The organism is Pseudoxanthomonas sp. LjRoot204_2 (assembly GCF_056175765.1).
Genome location: NZ_JBGFFG010000016.1, coordinates 1 through 19,287, shown reverse-complemented (window position 1 = coordinate 19,287; position 19,287 = coordinate 1). Strand labels below are relative to the sequence as shown.

The window sequence follows — 19,287 nt, the reverse complement described above, 5'->3', positions numbered from 1 at the left end:
GCGCTGAACAGGCCGTTTCCGTACAATTCCCGCTCGCCTGTTACCCATCGCCACGGACCGGATGAACGCCGCGTCTGCGGTTTCTTGCAGCCGCAAGCCGGTGGGACAGGGTTCCTCCACCCCAAGGCGAACCCCGTGACACGACCCGCAATCCTCGTACTCGAAGACGGCACCGTATTCGAGGGCGAATCCGTAGGCGCAGACGGCCTCTCGGTCGGCGAAGTGGTGTTCAACACCGCGATGACCGGTTATCAGGAAATCCTGACCGACCCCTCTTACGCCCGCCAGCTCGTCACCCTGACCTATCCCCACATCGGCAATACCGGCTGCACCGACCAGGACGACGAAGCGTCGAAGGTCTGGTGTGCCGGCCTGATCGTGCGCGACGTACCGCGCCGCCCCAGCAACTGGCGCAACCAGCAGGCCCTGCCGGAATGGCTGTCCACGCGCGGCATCGTGGCCATTGCCGGCATCGATACGCGCAAGCTGACGCGCATCCTGCGCGAGCGCGGTGCCCAGAACGGGGCGCTGATGGCGGGCGATGATGTCGACGTGGAGAAGGCGCTGGAAGCCGCGCGCAAGTTCCCCGGCCTGAAAGGCATGGACCTGGCCAAGGTGGTCAGCACCGACAAGCCGTATCCGTGGCGCGATGGCCAGCTCGACCTGGACCGCAATGCCTTCGTGCAGGCGCCCGCGAAGTTCAAGGTGGTGGCATACGACTTCGGTGTTAAGCACAACATCCTGCGCATGCTCGCCGAACGCGGTTGCGAGGTCACCGTCGTCCCGGCGCAGACCAGCGCGGCCGACGTGCTCGCGCTGCAGCCCGACGGCGTGTTCCTGTCCAACGGCCCGGGGGATCCGGCGCCGTGCGACTACGCCATCACCGCCATCCGCGAATTCATCGCGAGGAAGATCCCGACGTTCGGCATCTGCCTCGGCCACCAGCTGCTGGCGCTGGCCGCCGGCGCACAGACCCTCAAGATGGGCCACGGCCACCACGGCGCGAACCATCCGGTGCAGGACATCGATACCGGCCGCGTGATGATCACGTCGCAGAATCACGGCTTCGCCGTGGACGAGGCCTCGCTGCCGGCCAACGTGCGTGTCATCCATCGCTCGCTGTTCGACGGCACCAACCAGGGCATCGAGCTGACAGACGCGCCGGCCTTCTCGTTCCAGGGCCACCCGGAGGCATCGCCGGGGCCGCATGATGTCTCACCGCTGTTCGATCGTTTCATTGTCTGCATGGAGCAGGCGAGGTAATCGTGAAGGGGGATGGCCCAGCGCCATCGATTGTCCGTACGGCGGCGTATCGCTGCCTTTCCATTTCAGGGAGTGGAAGATGAAAATGATGGTGCGCCTGTTGTTGCTGCTCGCGCTGTTGCCTGTGCAGGGCTTCGCGCGTGAGATTCCGATCCAGGATTTCTTCAAGGATCCCCAGTTCACCTCCGTCGCGCTTTCTCCCGACGGGAAGCACATGGCGGTGAACGTTCCCCAGGCCGATCGCACGTTGCTCGCCATCGTGCGGGTTGCGGACCAGGCCATCGTCGGCAAGTTCGACTATGGCGAGAACCGCCATTTCCGCCAGGTCGTCTGGGCCAACGACAAGCGCCTGCTGTTCGTGGTGACGTTCAAGACGGGTCGATTCGACTTCGAGACCGCGCGAGGCGACATGTACGCCGCGAACCTGGACGGCACGGGCCGGATGGATATCCCGAACGGAAACAGCTACAGCATCGTGGACCTGACGCCCGAGGATCCGGATACGATCCTCGTGGAGCGGTCCGTCGAAACGTCCTTCCTCTCCAAACTCAACGTCAACAACGGCCGCATCACCACGGTGGCCAATGCACCGGTCGAGCAGGGCAGCTTCCTGGTCGACCATGACCGCAAGGTTCGGTTCGTGGCCGGCGCGATGAACGACGGCCGCAACGTGACGTATCGCCGCGATGGCGATCGGTGGACGCTGGTCCACGAGAGCGAACGCAACGGTGCAACCTACTATCCGCTCGGCTTCGACGCGCAGAACAAGCGCGTGTACATGGCGAAAGGCGAGCAGGGCAAGCCCGAGACCATCGTCCTGCTCGACGTGGATTCCCGCGAAGAGACGCCCGTCTCCAGCAACGGCACCGTCAGTCCTTCCGGCTATCTGTGGAGCAGTGACGAGAAGACCCTGCTGGGCGTGTGGTACGAAGACGGTGTCCCCTACTGGGACTGGGTGGCTCCGGAGCATCCGGAGACGAAAGTGTACGCGGGACTCGCAAAGGCGTTCCCCGGCAAGGCCGTTCGCTTCCAGCGACCGTCCGATGACGGGCGTTACCTGATGATGCGGGTCTATTCGGACGTGCAGGCGCCCGAGGCGTATCTGTTCGATCGCCAGACGGGTCAGGCGCAGTTCCTGACCGCCAGCATGGCCTGGATCAAGCCGGAAGACATGTCGCCGATGAAGCCCATCGTGGTGAAGGCACGGGACGGTCTTGCCCTCCACGGCTACATCACCATCCCGAAGGACAGCAGCGGCAAGAACTTGCCGCTGATCATCAACCCGCATGGCGGCCCGCATGGCCCGCGCGATGAGTGGGGCTTCAATCCCGAGGTCCAGCTGTTCGCGAACCGCGGCTATGCCGTCCTGCAGGTCAACTATCGCGGCTCCGGCGGCTACGGCAACGCCTTCGAAGGCATGGGTTACCGGAAGTGGGGCACCACCATGCAGGACGACCTGACGGACGCGGTCCGCTGGGCAGTCGCGCAAGGTATCGCTGACCCGAACCGCGTCTGCATCTACGGTGCGTCCTACGGCGGCTATGCCGCGCTGATGAGCGTGGTGCGCGAGCCCGACCTGTACCGCTGCACGGTGGGCTATGTGGGCGTCTACGACCTCGACGCGCAGCGSGACGCGGACTTCATGGGCCATGAAAGCGGTCGCAACTACCTGAAGGACGTCTATCCGCCGACCGCTGCCGAGCGCATGGCGCAGTCGCCGGCATACGGCGTGGAGCGCATCAAGGTGCCGATCCTGCTGGTCCACGGCGAGAAGGACGTGCGCGTGCCTATCAAGAACATGCACTTCCTGATTTCGCAACTGGCCAAGGTCGGCAAGAAACCCGATGACGTGATCGTCGAGAAGAAGGAAGCGCACGGCTTCCGCGACCTGCAGAACAACGTCAACCTCTACACCAAGATGCTGGCGTTCTTTGACAAGTACATCGGGCCGAACGCGAAGACCGCCTCGGCCCCGTAACCCTGGAAGCAGTCCCCCATGCCCAAGCGCAACGACCTCAACACCATCCTGATCATCGGCGCAGGCCCGATCGTCATCGGCCAGGCCTGCGAATTCGATTATTCCGGCGCCCAGGCGTGCAAGGCGTTGCGCGAGGAGGGGTATCGGGTGGTGCTGGTCAACAGCAACCCCGCGACCATCATGACCGACCCGGAGATGGCGGACGCGGTCTACATCGAGCCGATCAACTGGCAGACGGTCGAGAAGATCATCGCCAAGGAGAAGCCCGACGCGCTGCTGCCCACCATGGGTGGGCAGACCGCGCTGAACTGCGCGTTGGACCTGGCGGACAACGGGGTGCTCGAGAAGTACGGCGTCGAGCTGATCGGCGCCAAGCGCGACGCCATCCGGATGGCGGAAGACCGCGAGCTGTTCCGCGTGGCGATGGGTGAGATTGGCTTGGAGTGTCCGAAGGCCGCGGTCGCCCACACGCTGGAGGAAGCGCTGGAAATCCAGACCCGCGTCGGCTATCCCACCATCATCCGCCCCAGCTTCACGCTGGGCGGCAGCGGCGGTGGCATCGCCTACAACCGCGAGGAACTGGTCGACATCGTGACCCGCGGCCTCGAGCTGTCGCCGACCACCGAAGTGCTGGTGGAGGAGTCGGTGCTGGGCTGGAAGGAGTTCGAGATGGAAGTGGTCCGCGATACCGCGGACAACTGCATCATCGTCTGCTCCATCGAAAACCYGGACCCGATGGGCGTGCACACCGGCGACAGTATCACCGTCGCTCCGGCGCAGACGCTGACCGACAAGGAGTACCAGCGCCTGCGCGACGCCTCCATCGCCGTGCTGCGCAAGATCGGCGTGGATACCGGTGGCTCGAACGTGCAGTTCGGCATCAACGCGCAGACAGGCCGTGTGGTCGTCATCGAAATGAACCCGCGCGTTTCGCGTTCGTCGGCGCTGGCGTCCAAGGCAACCGGCTTCCCGATCGCCAAGGTCGCTGCCAAGCTGGCGGTGGGCTACACGCTGGATGAACTGAAGAACGAGATCACCGGCGGCCTGACGCCGGCGTCGTTCGAGCCGGCGATCGACTACGTGGTCACCAAGATCCCGCGGTTCGCGTTCGAGAAGTTCCCCCAGGCCGATGCGCGCCTCACCACCCAGATGAAGTCGGTGGGCGAGGTGATGGCGATGGGTCGTACCTTCCAGGAATCGCTGCAGAAAGCACTGCGGGGCCTGGAAACCGGCAAGGTCGGCCTCGATCCCACCGGACTGGACCTGGCCGACGAAGACGACCTGGCCACGCTGCGCCGGGAACTGAAGGCGCCGGGTCCGGAACGCCTGTTCTACGTGGCCGATGCGTTCCGCGCCGGCATGACGGTCGAGCAGGTGCATGCGCTGTCGTTCATCGATCCCTGGTTCCTCGACCAGATGGAGGAGATCATCGCGACCGAGCGCCAGCTGGCCACCGACGGTCTCGGTTCGCTCGACAAGGCGCGCATGCGCCACCTGAAGCGGATGGGTTTCTCCGATGCGCGCCTGGCCCAGCTGGCGAACACCAACGAAACCGCCGTGCGTGTCCTGCGCAAGGCGCTGGGCGTGAAGCCGGTCTACAAGCGCGTGGATTCGTGCGCGGCCGAGTTCGCCACCAGCACCGCGTATCTGTACTCGACGTACGAGGACGAGTGCGAAGCGGAGCCGACGACGCGCGACAAGATCATGATCCTCGGCGGAGGGCCCAACCGCATCGGCCAGGGCATCGAGTTCGACTACTGCTGCGTRCATGCGGCGCTCGCGCTGCGGGAGGACGGGTTCGAGACCATCATGGTCAACTGCAACCCGGAAACCGTCTCCACCGACTACGACACCTCCGATCGCCTGTACTTCGAGCCGCTGACGCTGGAAGACGTGCTGGCCATCGTCGAACTGGAGCAGCCGAAGGGCGTCATCGTGCAGTACGGCGGCCAGACCCCACTGAAGCTGGCGCGCGCGCTCGAAGCCAACGGCGTGCCCGTCATCGGTACCAGCCCCGACTCGATCGACCTCGCCGAGGACCGCGAGCGCTTCCAGCAACTCGTGGATTCGCTGGGCCTCAAGCAGCCGCCGAACCGCATCGCCCGCAATGATCAGGAAGCCCTGCTGCTGGCGCGCGAGATCGGTTACCCGCTGGTCGTGCGCCCGTCGTACGTGCTGGGCGGCCGTGCGATGGAGATCGTGTACGGCGAATCCGACCTGGCGCGCTACGTGCGCGACGCGGTCAAGGTCTCCAATGATTCGCCGGTGCTGCTGGACCGCTTCCTCGACAACGCGGTCGAAGTGGACGTGGACATCATCGCCGACGCCGACGGCAACGTGCTGATCGGCGGCGTGATGGAGCACATCGAGGAGGCCGGCGTGCACTCGGGCGACTCCTCGTGCTCGCTGCCGCCGTATTCGCTGTCCGCGAAGACGCAGGACGAACTGCGCCGCCAGGTGGTCGAGCTGGCCAAGGCACTGAAGGTGGTCGGCCTGATGAATACCCAGTTCGCCATCCAGGCGAGCGAGGACGGCAGCGACGACATCGTCTACCTGCTGGAAGTGAATCCGCGCGCGTCGCGCACCGTGCCGTTCGTCTCAAAGGCCACCGGCATGCCGCTGGCCAAGATCGCGGCACGCTGCATGGCCGGCAAGACGCTGGCCGGGCAGGGCGCCACCAAGGAAATCGTGCCCGACTACTACTCGGTCAAGGAAGCGATCTTCCCGTTCGCCAAGTTCCAGGGCGTGGACCCGATCCTCGGGCCGGAGATGCGCTCCACCGGTGAGGTGATGGGCGTCGGCCGGAGCTTCGGTGCCGCCATGGCGCGCGCGCAGGAAGCCGGCGGCATCAAGGCGCCGCCGGTGGGCAAGGTGTTCATCTCGGTACGCGACCCGGACAAGAAGCGCGTGCTGCCGGTGGCGCAGGAACTGGTCGGCCGCGGCTACTCCATCGTCGCGACCGCCGGCACCGCGTCGTGGCTGCGTGAGCGTGGCATCGACTGCGAGCAGATCAACAAGGTGCTGGAGGGGCGGCCGCACGTGGTCGACCTGATCAAGAACGGCGAAATCGTGTATATCGTCAACACCACGGAAGGACGCCAGGCCATCGCCGACTCCTTCTCCATCCGGCGCGAGGCCCTGCAGCACCGCGTCACCTATTCGACCACCGTCGCCGGCGCCAAGGCGCTGGTGCATTCGCTGGAATACCGTGGCACGGGCCCGGTGCTGGCGTTGCAGGAACTGCACAAGGAGCTTCAAGGGTGAGAGCCCCATTGACGATGCAGGGCGCACAGCGCCTGCGCCAGGAACTGGACCTTCTGAAGACGGTCAAGCGCCCCGAGGTGATCACCGCGATCGCCGAGGCGCGTGCGCACGGCGACCTGAAGGAAAACGCCGAATACCATGCCGCCCGCGAGCAGCAGGGTTTCATCGAAGGCCGCATCAAGCAGCTGGAAGGCGAGCTTTCGCATTCCGAGATCATCGACGTGAGCAAGCTCAACGCCGGCTCGCGCATCGTGTTCGGCGCGAAGGTGGTGCTGGCGGACGTGGATACCGATGAAGAGAAGCGCTACCAGGTCGTTGGCGACCTCGAGGCCGACATCAAGCTGGGCCTGATCGCGATCTCGTCGCCGCTGGCCCGCGCCCTGATCGGCAAGCACGAAGGCGATTCGGTCACCATCGATGCGCCCGCCGGCCAGCGCGAGTACGAAATCATCAGCGTTTCCTACGCCGACTGACCCCGGCCGCCCCATCATGGCCCAGGCCACCCTGCTGCTGCCCGCACGCACCCGCCTGGTCGGGCAGGTCCTGCCGCCCGATCTCGCGAAGGCCCTGGGCCGTGCCGACCGTGCAGCAAGCGAGGCGGGGGAGCGCGCGCAACTGCGCCGCCAGTTCCAGCTGATACCGGACCACTGGCCGGTGGCCGCGCTCACGCGCCAGCACGATGCGCGCGATGCGGCCGGCGCGATGTGGCTGCGCGCCGATCCGGCGCGCGTTTCGCCCGACATGGCCGGCGCGCGCATGCTGGCCTACGGCGAAGCACTGGCGCTCGACGCTGACGACACTGCCCAGCTGTTGCCCGCGCTCAAGCTGCTGTTCGGCGACGCGGGCATGCTGCTGGATGCGCCCCATCCGGCCCGCTGGTACCTGCGCTTGCCGTTGGAAGCGAAACTGCCGCCCTTCGTGCCCGCGGGCGACGTGCTGGGCGACGACCTGTTCGCACACCTGCCCGACGGTGATGCCGGCCGGCGCTGGCGCGCCTTGCTGAGCGAAGCGCAGGTGATGCTGCACAACCATCCGTGGAATGCCCACCGCGCCGCGCAGGGCAAGGCGCCGGTGAACTCGCTGTGGTTCTGGGGTGGCGGCGTGCTGCCGGATGCGGTGCGTACCGGGTTCCGGCAGGTCAAGGGCAACGACGTGCTGCTGCAATCGCTGGCCCAGGTAGCGGGCGTGGAGGCCGGGCATGCCAACGGCGAAGGCGGCGTCGACGCGCTGATCGACCTGCGCCATCTGCGCAATCTGGACCTGCTATGCCGCGATGCATTGCGCCCGCTGCTCGATGCGCTGCGCAAGCGCGAACTCGATGCGCTGACCCTGGACTTCGAGGACGGCACCCTGTTCTCGCTGCGCCGCGAACAACGCTGGCGCCTGTGGCGCAGGCCCCTGCAGCGGTTGGACACGGTGCGCCCGGACCACGTCCCGGCATGACCCCGTCACCGCGGATCCGCCGGCGCCCGCTTGCCGAGGGCGGGCAGTGGCCCGACAGCGTGCCGCCACTGCTGCGGCGGATCTATGAAGCGCGGGGTGCGCGGTCGCTCGACCAGGCGCAGCCGCGGCTGGCGCACCTGCTGCCGCCCGACCTGCTCGGTGGACTGCCGGAAGCGACCGCGCTGCTCGCCGATGCCATCGCACAGGACCGCCACATCGTCATCGTCGGCGACTTCGACTGCGATGGCGCGACCGCCTGCGCGGTCGGTGTACGCGGCCTCTGCCTGCTCGGCGCGCGCCGCGTGACGCCCGCGGTGCCGAACCGCATGGTGCATGGCTATGGCCTGTCGCCCTCGCTGGTGGATGAACTGGCCGCGCTGCAGCCCGACCTGCTGGTGACCGTCGACCATGGCATCGCTTGCCATGCCGGCATCGCTGCCGCCAAGGCGCGCGGCTGGCAGGTGCTGGTCACCGATCACCATCTGCCCGGCGAGCGATTGCCGCCGGCCGACGTCATCGTCAATCCCAACCTGCGCGGCGACCCGTTCCCCAGCAAGATGCTGGCGGGCGTCGGGGTGATGTTCTACGTGCTGCTGGCGCTGCGCCGCGTGCTGCGCGAGCGGAGCGTGTCCGGGCAGTCGGAGCCGGACCTGGCCACGCTGCTCGACCTCGTCGCCGTCGGTACCGTCGCGGACCTGGTACCGCTGGATGCGAACAATCGCGCCCTGGTCGGTGCAGGCCTGCGCCGCCTGCGCGCGGGGCAGGGATGCGCAGGTCTCCAGGCGCTGATGCGCGTGTCGGGCCGCGACCCGGCGCGCCTGACGACGTCCGATATCGGCTTCGCCATCGCACCGCGCCTGAACGCGGCAGGACGGCTGGAGGACATGGCGCTGGGCATCGCCTGCCTGCTGACCGATGACGCGACCCAGGCCGATGAGATGGCCCGCGTACTGGAAGGCATCAATGCCGAGCGGCGCGGCGTGCAGCAGCAGATGGTCGAGGAGGCCCATGCCGCGCTGGCCCGCATCGACGACGGGCAGGGCGCACCCGTACCGCTCGCGCCCTGCCTGTTCGATCCGGAATGGCATCCGGGCGTCGTCGGCCTGGTGGCATCCAAGATCAAGGAGCGGCTGCATCGGCCGGTGATCGCGTTCGCGCCGGCCGAGCCCGGCAGTACGACCTTGCGCGGCTCCGCCCGTTCCATCCCCGGATTCCATGTCCGGGATGCCTTGGCTGCGGTGGATATCGCGCACCCGGGCCTGATCCACCGTTTCGGCGGCCACGCCATGGCAGCGGGGCTGTCGCTCGACGAAAGCGACCTGCCGAGGTTCCGCGACGCGCTGCAGCGGCACGCCAGTGCGCTGCTCGACGACGATCTGCTGCGCGAGGAGGTGCTGAGCGATGGCGAACTGGGCGGCGATGAACTCGATCGCCTTCATGCCGATCTCCTGCGCAGTGCCGGTCCGTGGGGGCAGGGGTTCCCCGAGCCGATGTTCGACGGCGTGTTCGACGTCCTGGACTGGCGCGTGGTCGGCGAGAAGCACCTGAAGTTCTCGCTCAGGGCAACCGGCCACGCGACGCCATTGAACGCGATCCATTTCAACGGCTGGYACGACACGCCCCCGCCCGCGCGCATCCATGCTGCCTACCAGCTGGATACCGACGACTGGCGCGACCGTCGCGGCATCCAGTTGCTGCTGCGCCACTGGCGCGCGCCCGACTGAGGCTGCGTCACGACGTTCGCGTCGCCAGCGGCGGGCGTGCAGGCACTGCTTTCGCGCGCGTGAGGCCGAAGAGGGGGCGCAGCCAGCGCACGCGGCGGATGGCCTCGTACCCGGCGAAGCATGCCGCGAAGGTGATCGCGACCAGCAGCGGGCCCTCCGCCAACGGAGGAATCGCCAGCGGTTTCAGGTGATGCGCCACGACGACGATGACCGTCTGGTGCAGGATGTAGACGGGGAACACTGCCGCCACCAGGTAGCGCAGCGCCGGACTGTCGCCGGGCCGCATGCGATGCGCGAAGCCGAGCACCGCGACGATGGCGCACCACTGGTTCAACGCCCACGCCATGCGCATCGTCATGCGCAACCATTCGGGCGGATCGACGTCGGCGAAACGGGTGAAGTAGGCGATCAGCCCGGCCCAGCTGGCCAACCATGTGACCACCGCCATCCAGCGAAACCGCTCGATCGCCTGCCACACCCCCTCCGCACGGGCGATGAGGAAGCCGAGCACGAACACGCCGAAGTACTGCGCATGGTTGTACCAGTCATCCACCAGTGCATGCGTCTGCTCGAACCGGGAGACCAGCAGGATCCGCGCCATGCCCAGGAACAGGCACGGCCAGACCACCACGCCCGGTCCGGACAGCGCACTCGCGAGTCGTCCGCCAATCGCGTCGAGGGCACGCGGTGCCAGTCGCCAAAGCAGCCACAGCACCACGGTGTAGACCCAGAGATAGGCGACGAACCACAGATGGTTCCAGGTGGGGAGATCCAGGCAGCCCTCCGCATCGCAAAAGTCGTCGTAAGCGCTCAGGTAGCGCGCGTAGAACGCCAGGTAGCCCTCGTGGTAGCCGCCGGGAAGCTGTTCCACCACTTCGTAATAGGCCTGCGGCGGTACGATCACCAGCATGCCGAAGGCCAGCGGCASCAWCAGCCGCCACGAGCGGGCGCCGAGGAAACGAAGGCGCGTGCCCGCCGCCTGTGCGGTCCGCTGCGCCTTGCCCAGCAGGAATGCGGTCGCCGCACCCGACACTAGGAACAACAGCGACAGCCGCCAGGGTGAGCTGAGCAGCATTAAAGGCTCCAGCGCATCGCTGGCGGCCGGACTTTTCACGTGCCAGTCCCAGGTCACGTAGTACATGCCCACGTGGTAAAGGACCAGTAGCGCGAAGGCGCAGACCCTGACCCAGTCCAGATCGTGGCGACGTTGCATGGCGTTCTCCGTTTTCAGGGAAGGCGGCAGCGTCGCCGCACGTGCCGCCCGCGGCCAGCATGAAGGGATGGATCGCGTGGCCGCAGTGACGAGCCGCGGACAATGGGGACGAATCGYCCTGCCTACCTCGAAAGGCGACCGCTAGAATGCGCGCATGAACCACAAGGACACGCTGACCTACGAACGCTACCTGCCGTGGAAGCGGTGGGTCGAAGCGGGATTCTGGGTCGCGGTGACGGCCGCCAACTGCATCGCCAACAGCCTGACGACGTTGATGGAGCTCCGGCGCGGCGATTCGGGCATCCAGGCCTGGGAGCCGGTGGTCTGGGAAACCAGCAGCGCCCTGGTGTGGCTGCTGGTGCTGATCCCGGCCATTGTTGCGTACACCCGCTGGCGCCCGCTGCACTGGGAGAACTGGCGTACGCGGCTGGGGGAATACGCGGTCGCCAGCCTCGTGGTCTGCCTGGTGCACGTGGTCGGCATGGTCGCCCTGCGTGTGCTGGCGTACCGCATGCAGGGGATGGCCTACGACTTCGGTCCATGGCCGCGCGAGCTGGCCTATGAGTACCTCAAGGATGCACGCAGCTTCGCCACCATCGTGGTGGCCGTGGAGGGGTATCGCTTCCTGCTGCGCCGCTGGCAGGGCGAAGCCAGCCTGCTCGCCGAACCCGACGAGGGCCTCCCGTTGGAGCCGGTCGACAAGCCGGAGCGTTTCCTGGTGCGCAAGCTCGGGCGCGAGTTCCTGGTGGCGGCCAACGACATCGAGTGGCTTCAGGCCGCGGGCAATTACGTGAACCTCCGCGTGCGCGGCCACGACTATCCCCTGCGCAGCACCATCGCCGGCATCGAAGCGCGCCTGGATCCGCGCCGCTTCACCCGCATCCATCGCAGCTACATCGTCAGTCTGGACCAGGTGGCCTCGATCGAACCGCTGGATACCGGCGACGCGCGCGTCCACATGAAGGATGGCAGCGCCTTGCCTTGCAGCCGACGCCACCGGCAGGACCTGCGCCAGCGGACCRGCGCCGACGCGTGCTAGCTCATGCGGCCCGCGTGGCCGGCACCTGCGGCAACCGCTCCACGGCGTAGCTGGCCACCAGTTCGATGGCGCCGCTGCGCACCGCATCCTCTGGCGACTCCAGCACGGTCTGCAGCGGGATGCCCGCCGGCAGGCAGCGCCCCCACAGGCCTGCCCAGGCGTTGCGGCGGTCCTTGGCGGCATACAGGGCGCGGTCGGCCATGCGCAGGGCGTAGTCCCACCCACAGCTGGCGTTGTCGAAGAACGGGAAAGGCGCGAACCCCAGCGACACGGTCAGAGACCAGCGCTGGCGTGGCGCGAGTTCGTGCACTTCGCACAGCGCTTCATGCAGTCGCGAGGCGACCGTGCAGGCCTGCGCCTCGGTCAGGTCGGCGCACGCCATCAGGAATTCCTCACCGCCCCAGCGCGCAATGACATCGTCGGACCGGGCGATGTCGCGCAGGCGACGGGCCAGGGCCACCAGTACTTGGTCCCCAGCATGGTGGCCGAAGCTGTCGTTTACCTGCTTGAAGTGATCGATGTCGATCAGGAACAGCACGTGGCGCGTGCCCGCCACCGGCCGCTGCAGGGATATCGCCTTCAAGGCCTCGGTGGCGGCGCGCCGGTTGCGCACGCCGGTAAGCGGATCGGTTGCGCTCACCTTGCGCAACTGCCTGTTCTTGCGCCGTTGCAGCAGCCCGAAGCCGACGCCGGCCAGCACCAGCAACACCAGCAGGGCGATGCCGGCCCGGCGCATGAGGCGGGATTTCTCATCGTTCAATCCGCGCACCTGCGCCTCATGGCGCATGCTCTCCAGTTCGCGCTGGGCCGCCGCGCTTTCACTGCGTGCCTGCAGGTCCGCCAGCAGTTCCAGCCGCTGCGCCTTGAGCGTCTCCATTTCCAGGGCATGCAGGCGCGCACCGACTGCCATCGCCTGATCGGCCTGGCCGAGCGCAGCGTGTGCTGCCATCCAGGCGCGCAGCACTTCCCGCTGCTTCTGCGGCTGGGGCGTCCCGTCCACGCTGGACCACGCGCGGCGGGCGGTGGCCAGGGCGGTCGAGCGATCGCCGGACAGGCGCTGCAGCGTGGAGAGTTTGGCCAGTGAACCGGCCAGGCCAGGGGTATCGGCGTTGGTCTGCTGCGACCGGACGGCGGCCTCGAGCACCGGGCGGGCCTGCGCCAGCCGCCCCTGCGTGATCCAGATGCCCGCCCGCTCGGCGCGCAGGCGATCCATGACCGATTGCGCGCGCTTGCGGACCGCCACGGCCTCGCCCTGGTCGATCACCGCAAGCGCCTCGTCGATGCGTCCCAACCGGATCAGGTTGAGCGCATGGTTGTGCAGGATCAGGGGATCTTCCAGTCCGACCGGCGCCGCGGCGGCCAGCGCCTGGCGGTAGTAGTCGTCGGCGACATCGGGCGAGTCGAGATAGTCGGCGTGGATCAGGCCAATGTTGGCCAGCGTGGTGGCCTGGAACAGCGCGGCTTCGTCGGTGTCGAGCTGCGCGGCCAGGGTCTGCACCTTCAGGTAGGCGGATTCCGCGCGGTGGATCTGACCGGCGCCATGGAAGATGGAGCCCGCCTGGGAGAACGCACGCGCACGGAATTCCGGTGGCAGTCCGGGATGTTCGGCCATGCGCCGCTCCATCCGTTCGCCCGCGTCCACTGCGCTTGCCCGATCACCGGTCAGGCCCGCGGCGATGCCGAGGCAGCTCAGTGTTTTCACCTCGTCCTCGACTGACAGGTCCGGTTCCGCCAGCAGCGACTCCGCGAGCTGCACGGCCACCGGAGGCGCATCGCGACGCAGCTGCAGGCAGCGCGTCACCGCGGCTGCGCGGTCGTGCACGGCAGGCTGCGTGCCCTGGGCGCGCGAGGACGGCAGGCTCAGCAACAACGCCAGGCCGAGCAGGCAGGGCAGCAGCGGAGCGGGCAGGGCGGCGGGAGTCGGCATGAGCGGAGCGGCTCTCGGAGGGACGCCCCCGGCATCCTGCAATTCCCGTTCCAGCGCATCCTTCCGGGGGCGGCGTACTGCGTGGCTCTGGTATCCTTGCCGACCGATTCCTTTCCCCCGTCCCAGCACCCATGATCGAGCTGAATCCCATCCGCCAGCGCATCGCCGACCTGCAGGACAGGTTGGCCTCGCTCCGGGGGTATCTTTGACTACGATGCCAAGCGCGAGCGCCTAGAAGAAGTAAACCGCGAGCTGGAAAGCCCGGATATCTGGAACAACGCCGAGTACGCCCAGCAACTGGGCCGCGAGCGTTCGCTGCTGGACAAGACCGTCAATGGCATCCGCGATATCGAGGAGGGCCTGACCGGCGCCGGCGAACTGCTGGAACTGGCGGAGATGGAGAACGACGAGGATACGGCCCATGCTGTGGTGGCCGACGTGGAGCGCTATGCCGTGCACGTGGACAAGCTGGAATTCCAGCGCATGTTCTCCGGCAAGATGGACAGCTCGAATGCGTTCGTCGACATCCAGGCCGGTGCCGGCGGCACCGAGGCGCAGGACTGGGCGGAAATCCTGCTGCGCATGTACCTGCGCTGGTGCGAGTCGCGCGGCTGGAAGACCGAACTGATGGAAGCCAGCGGTGGCGACGTCGCCGGCATCAAGTCGGCCACGCTGCGGGTAGAAGGCGACTTCGCCTACGGCTGGCTGAAGACCGAAACCGGCGTGCACCGCCTGGTGCGCAAGTCGCCCTTCGATTCGGACAACCGCCGCCATACCAGCTTCACCTCGGTGTTCGTGTCGCCGGAAGTCGACGACAACATCGACATCGACATCAACCCGGCCGACCTGAAGACCGACGTGTACCGCTCGTCCGGCGCAGGTGGCCAGCACGTAAACAAGACCGAATCGGCCGTGCGCATCACTCACGTGCCGACCGGGATAGTCGTGGCCTGCCAGACCGGCCGCAGCCAGCACCAGAACCGCGACAACGCGATGAAGATGCTGGCCGCCAAGCTGTACGAACTCGAGATCCAGAAGCGCAACGCCGAGCGCGATGCGGTGGAGGCGACCAAGTCCGACATCGGCTGGGGCARCCAGATCCGCAACTACGTGCTGGACCAGAGCCGCATCAAGGACCTGCGCACCGGCGTGGAACGCTCGGATACCCAGAAGGTGCTGGATGGCGACCTGGACGAGTTCGTCGAGGCCAGCCTGAAATCCGGCCTGGAAGCAGGGTCGAAACGCATCGACGCTTGATCCGCGAGCGCACCCGCCTTTTGCAGGAGCGGCCCATGGCCGCGATGCTTTGAACGATAATCCTGCAAGAGCATCGCGGCCATGTGCCGCTCCTACATCGCCTTCTTCGATTTCCTACACCATGACCGATCAGACCCCAGCCACGCAGCCCGCCGTCGACGAGAACAGCCTCATCGCCGAGCGCCGCGCCAAACTGACGGCGCTGCGCGGGCAGGGCATCGCGTTTCCCAACGACTTCCGCCGCAGCGACTATGCGGGCGACCTGCAGACGCAGTACGAGGATGCCGAACTGTGGACCGGCGAGGCGCTGGAAGGCAGTGGTCGGCGCGTGAAGCTGGCCGGGCGCCTGATGGCCAAGCGCGTGATGGGCAAGGCCAGCTTCGTGCAGATCCAGGACGAGTCGGGGCGCATCCAGCTGTTCCTGCAGGCCAACACGCTGGGTGAGACGTACGATGCCTTCAAGGGCTGGGACGTCGGCGACATCGTCGGTGTGGAAGGTGGGCTGACCCGCACCCGGACCGGCGAACTGTCGGTGAAAGCCGACGCCTTCCGCCTGCTGACGAAATCGCTGCGCCCCCTGCCGGACAAGTGGCATGGCCTGTCCGACGTGGAGCAGCGCTACCGCCAGCGCTACGTGGACCTGATCGTCACGCCGGAAGCGCGCGACGTGTTCATCAAGCGCTCGCGGATCATCCGCGCGATCCGCGAATGGCTGGATACGCGGCGTTTCCTGGAAGTCGAAACGCCGATGATGCATTACATCCCCGGCGGCGCCGCGGCCAAGCCGTTCACCACGCACCACAACGCGCTGGACCTGGACCTTTATCTGCGCGTAGCGCCGGAGCTGTACCTGAAGCGCCTGGTCGTCGGCGGGCTGGAGCGCGTCTACGAGATCAACCGCAATTTCCGCAACGAGGGTGTAAGCACGCGGCACAACCCCGAGTTCACGATGCTCGAGTTGTACGAGGCGTACGCCACTTATACCGAGATCATGGACCTGACCGAGGGCGTCATCCGCGATGTGGCGCACGAGGTGCTGGGTACCGGCCAGGTGGCCTGGGACGGCCAGGACATCGACCTGGAGCCGGCATTCCGCCGCTGGCGCATGGACGAAGCCGTCCGCCACCACAATCCCGAGATCACGGCGGCGGACTGCACCGATCGCGACGCGCTGGCGCGCCACTGCGAACGGCTGAAGATCCACGTCAAGCCGTCGTATGGCTGGGGCAAGCTGTTGCTGGAGATCTTCGAGAAGACCGTGGAGCACACGCTCGTCCAGCCGACCTTCATCACTGACCATCCGGTCGAGGTTTCGCCGCTGGCTCGCGCCAACGACGACCAGCCGGGCTACACCGACCGCTTCGAACTGTTCATCAACGGCAAGGAAATCGCCAACGGCTTCTCCGAATTGAACGACCCGGAAGACCAGGCGGCCCGGTTCATGGCCCAGGTCCAGGCCAAGGAGGGCGGCGACGACGAAGCCATGCACTTCGACGCCGATTACATCCGTGCGCTGGAAGTCGGCCTGCCGCCCACCGGTGGGCTCGGCATCGGCATCGACCGGCTGGTGATGCTGCTGACGGGTTCGGACTCGATCCGGGACGTGCTGCTTTTCCCTTACATGCGCCCCGAAAGCAACGGCTGAACAGGCGCGCCTGTTCCGCCGCGAGTGACGCTATGGGGCAGAAAGGGAACCTGGCGGGATGACGCGACGGGTCCATGACGCAGGCACGGCTGTCCTGCGGCGCTGCGTTTCGGCATCCGCTCCTGCCGGGGCGGGGTGCAAGGACCCCAATCTGTGACGGAGGTCAATGTGTGGAGGCCGGACAGGCCGCTGGGGCGGCTGGCACGCTTCCTGCGTCGATTGACGCGCAGGACGGTCAATTTTCCGTCGTCCGCGCCGATAGAGATCAGGGGAGGGGGCCCCGCGATTGGCATCGGTTCCCTTCGTGGATCACGGACCCGACCCGGGACCGTACCGCCGAACAGGACTTCCGCCATGTTGGATGCGAGTGCCGCCGCCGCCGGAGTATCCTTGCCCGACAGCCACATGCTGTGGCCACAAGGGGCAGGTAACGCTTTGAACATCGTCATCGTCGACGATCAGACGTCCGCGCGCACCATGCTGCGCCATGTCATCGAGGACATCGCGTCCGAGTTGGCCGTCCATGATTTCGGCGATCCGCTGGCCGCACTGGAATGGTGCGAGAAGAACCGGACCGACCTGCTGCTGCTGGACTACCGCATGCCGGGCATGGATGGGCTGGAATTCGCGCGCCGCTTCCGCCGGCTGCCGATGCATCGTGACATCGCGATCATCCTGATCACGGTGGTCGGCGACGAGCCGATCCGCCAGGCCGCCCTCGAGGCGGGCGTCATCGATTTCCTCGTCAAGCCGGTGCGCCCGCGCGAGCTGCGTGCCCGCTGCCGCAACCTGCTGCAGCTCCGCCAGCAGTCCGAGAACGTGAAGCAGCGTGCCCTGTCGCTGGAGCAGCGCCTGCTGTCCAGCATGCACGAGGTCGAGGAGCGCGAGCGCGAGACGCTCTCGCGGCTGGCCCGCGCCATCGAGTACCGCGACAGCGGCACCAGCGCCTACCTGGAACGCATGGCCCACGTGGCCGGCCTGATCGCCGAGCAACTGGGGCTGCCCGAAGACGAGGTGCGCACCATCGAAATGGCGGCGCCGCTGCACGACATGGGCAAGATCGCGATCCCGGATTCGGTCCTGATGAAAGCCGGACCGCTGACGGCCGACGAAACCGATGTCATGCGCCGCCACCCGAAGATCGGCCACCASCTGCTGTCGGGCAGCCAGAACCGCTTCATCCAGACCGGCGCGCTGATCGCGCTGCGCCACCACGAGCGCTACGACGGCAGAGGTTATCCCGATGGCCTCGTGGGCGAGCAGATCCCGTTGGAAGCGAGGATAGTGGCGGTTGCGGACGTCTTTGATGCCCTGATTTCGCCGCGTCCGTACAAGAAGGCCTGGGACAAGGATGCGGCCTTGGCCTACCTGTACGCCCAGCGTGGCCGCCTGTTCGATCCGGCCTGCGTCGACGCGCTGATTCGCGGGCGGGCGCGGCTCGACGACATTTGCGAACGTTACTCGACGGTGCAGAGCCGTCCAGGGATGGAGTGAGCCATGACGAATCCCCTTGCCTGGATCAAATCCCGACTGGCGCATCGCGGCGACAGTGAGCACGGCCAAGCGCTGATCCGGGTCGCGCTGATCACCATCATCCTCGTCTACGCGTTGCTGCCTTCCTCGCGCGCCGCGTTGYCTGCGGACGAGTACACCATCGTCCTGACCATCATCACCTCGGGCCTGGTCAATGGCCTGGGCATCTTCGCGTGGTTGCTGGTGCAGCCTGGCAAATCGCACGCGCGCCGTGCGCTGGGCATGATCGCCGACTACGGCCTGCTGGCGGCGGCGATGAACGGCATGGGCGAGCCCCTGTCGTGGGCCTACGTGGTCCTGATGTGGATCACCGTCGGCAACGGACTGCGCTACGGCAACCGCTATCTGGTCGTCGCCGTGGCGATGGCGAGCACCGCCTTCGGGGCGGTGGTGCTGATGAACGACTATTGGCGCAGCAACCTGACGCTGGGCGTCGGCCTGGTGCTGGGCCTGATCGCCGTGCCGATGTACCTGTCCGGCCTGCTGCGCGACCTGACGCGCGCCACCGACGAAGCGCGCCGCGCGAACGAAGCGAAGAGCCGGTTCCTGGCCAACATGAGCCACGAGTTCCGCACGCCACTCAATGGTCTCGCCGGCATGTCCGAACTGCTGGCGACCACGCGTCTGGATGCCGAACAGCGCGAGTGCCTGTCCACGATCCAGGCATCGACCCGGACGCTGCTGGGACTAGTCGAGGACGTGCTGGACATCTCCGCGATCGAAGCGGGCAAGGTCAAGCTCAACGTCGTGGAGTTCTCGCCACGCGAACTGGTCGAGAGCATCGGCCTGATCCTCATGCCGCAGGCCCGTGGAAAGCAGGTCCGCTACGAAGGCGTGGTGGACGATGCCATCCCGCTCAAGCTGCGCGGCGATGCGGGCCACCTGCGCCAGGTGCTGCTGAATCTGGCCGGCAACGCGGTGAAGTTCACCGACGACGGCGAGGTCCGGCTGGTGGTCGCGCCCACGCTGGTCGAGGGCAGCCGCATCCGCCTGCGCTTCAC

General features: G+C 66.9%; 13 protein-coding genes. 11 read left to right on the top strand and 2 right to left on the bottom strand.

All coding sequences use genetic code 11. The annotated features are described in order from the left end of the window. The first annotated feature begins 135 nt into the window (after window positions 1-135). The 6 genes from carA to recJ all read left to right on the top strand — a co-directional run bounded on the left by carA (window position 136) and on the right by recJ (window position 9,672). Window positions 136-1,263, top strand: a complete 1,128-nt coding sequence (gene carA, locus AC04L7_RS01585; RefSeq protein ID WP_296280683.1) for a glutamine-hydrolyzing carbamoyl-phosphate synthase small subunit — start codon at window positions 136-138, stop codon at window positions 1,261-1,263. A gap of 79 nt (window positions 1,264-1,342) precedes the next feature. Continuing rightward, window positions 1,343-3,241, top strand: coding sequence for an alpha/beta hydrolase family protein (locus tag AC04L7_RS01580; protein WP_296280681.1), 1,899 nt, complete (start codon window positions 1,343-1,345; stop codon window positions 3,239-3,241). Between the two features lie 18 nt (window positions 3,242-3,259). Further along, on the top strand, window positions 3,260-6,505 hold the full coding sequence (gene carB / locus AC04L7_RS01575) for a carbamoyl-phosphate synthase large subunit (RefSeq protein WP_475512426.1): 3,246 nt from the start codon (window positions 3,260-3,262) through the stop codon (window positions 6,503-6,505). A gap of 8 nt (window positions 6,506-6,513) precedes the next feature. Then, complete coding sequence (gene greA, locus AC04L7_RS01570; protein ID WP_296280735.1) at window positions 6,514-6,978, top strand: transcription elongation factor GreA; 465 nt, start codon at window positions 6,514-6,516, stop codon at window positions 6,976-6,978. Between the two features lie 16 nt (window positions 6,979-6,994). Further along, the gene (locus tag AC04L7_RS01565) at window positions 6,995-7,948 is read left to right on the top strand and encodes a phosphoglycerate mutase (protein ID WP_435998373.1); all 954 of its coding nucleotides are present in this window, start codon (window positions 6,995-6,997) and stop codon (window positions 7,946-7,948) included. After that, window positions 7,945-9,672 (top strand): single-stranded-DNA-specific exonuclease RecJ, encoded by a 1,728-nt coding sequence (recJ, locus tag AC04L7_RS01560; RefSeq protein WP_475512425.1) that lies wholly within the window; start codon window positions 7,945-7,947, stop codon window positions 9,670-9,672. Before AC04L7_RS01565 ends, recJ begins: the two co-directional genes overlap by 4 nt. Window positions 9,673-9,679: 7 nt before the next feature. Here the strand turns inward: recJ and AC04L7_RS01555 are convergent, their stop codons facing one another. Beyond that, window positions 9,680-10,885, bottom strand: a complete 1,206-nt coding sequence (locus AC04L7_RS01555; RefSeq protein WP_475512424.1) for an acyltransferase family protein — start codon at window positions 10,883-10,885, stop codon at window positions 9,680-9,682. 154 nt (window positions 10,886-11,039) lie between these two features. On the opposite strand from AC04L7_RS01555, the gene AC04L7_RS01550 reads away from it, so the two are divergent. Then, a complete protein-coding gene (locus tag AC04L7_RS01550; protein ID WP_475512423.1) occupies window positions 11,040-11,924 on the top strand; it encodes a LytTR family DNA-binding domain-containing protein in 885 nt (294 codons plus the stop codon). A 1-nt stretch (window position 11,925) separates the two neighbouring features. Here AC04L7_RS01550 and AC04L7_RS01545 read toward each other — a convergent pair whose 3' ends face one another. Next, window positions 11,926-13,851, bottom strand: coding sequence for a GGDEF domain-containing protein (locus AC04L7_RS01545; RefSeq protein ID WP_435998381.1), 1,926 nt, complete (start codon window positions 13,849-13,851; stop codon window positions 11,926-11,928). 131 nt (window positions 13,852-13,982) lie between these two features. Here AC04L7_RS01545 and prfB point away from each other — a divergent pair. The 4 genes from prfB to AC04L7_RS01525 all read left to right on the top strand — a co-directional run. Then, window positions 13,983-15,108 (top strand): peptide chain release factor 2 gene (gene prfB / locus AC04L7_RS01540; protein WP_475512422.1). Its coding sequence is split into 2 segments (ribosomal slippage): window positions 13,983-14,057 and window positions 14,059-15,108, totalling 1,125 coding nucleotides; the frame shifts between segments, so codons are not numbered across the junction. Window positions 15,109-15,229: 121 nt separating this feature from the next. Beyond that, window positions 15,230-16,753, top strand: a complete 1,524-nt coding sequence (gene lysS, locus AC04L7_RS01535) for a lysine--tRNA ligase (RefSeq protein ID WP_435998384.1) — start codon at window positions 15,230-15,232, stop codon at window positions 16,751-16,753. A 405-nt stretch (window positions 16,754-17,158) separates the two neighbouring features. Beyond that, entirely contained in the window at window positions 17,159-18,247 is a 1,089-nt protein-coding gene (gene rpfG / locus AC04L7_RS01530) for a cyclic di-GMP phosphodiesterase response regulator RpfG (RefSeq protein ID WP_475512427.1), read from the top strand. A 3-nt stretch (window positions 18,248-18,250) separates the two neighbouring features. Further along, window positions 18,251-19,287, top strand: a 1,037-nt coding sequence (locus tag AC04L7_RS01525) for a sensor histidine kinase (RefSeq protein WP_475512421.1), incomplete at its 3' end; no start/stop codon positions are given.

Bases quoted from the DNA above. Each gene is read 5' to 3' on its own strand.
- AC04L7_RS01565 (WP_435998373.1), top strand. From the start codon at position 6,995: ATGGCCCAGGCCACCCTGCTGCTGCCCGCACGCACCCGCCTGGTCGGG.
- AC04L7_RS01545 (WP_435998381.1), bottom strand. From the start codon at position 13,851: ATGCCGACTCCCGCCGCCCTGCCCGCTCCGCTGCTGCCCTGCCTGCTC.
- lysS (WP_435998384.1), top strand. From the start codon at position 15,230: ATGACCGATCAGACCCCAGCCACGCAGCCCGCCGTCGACGAGAACAGC.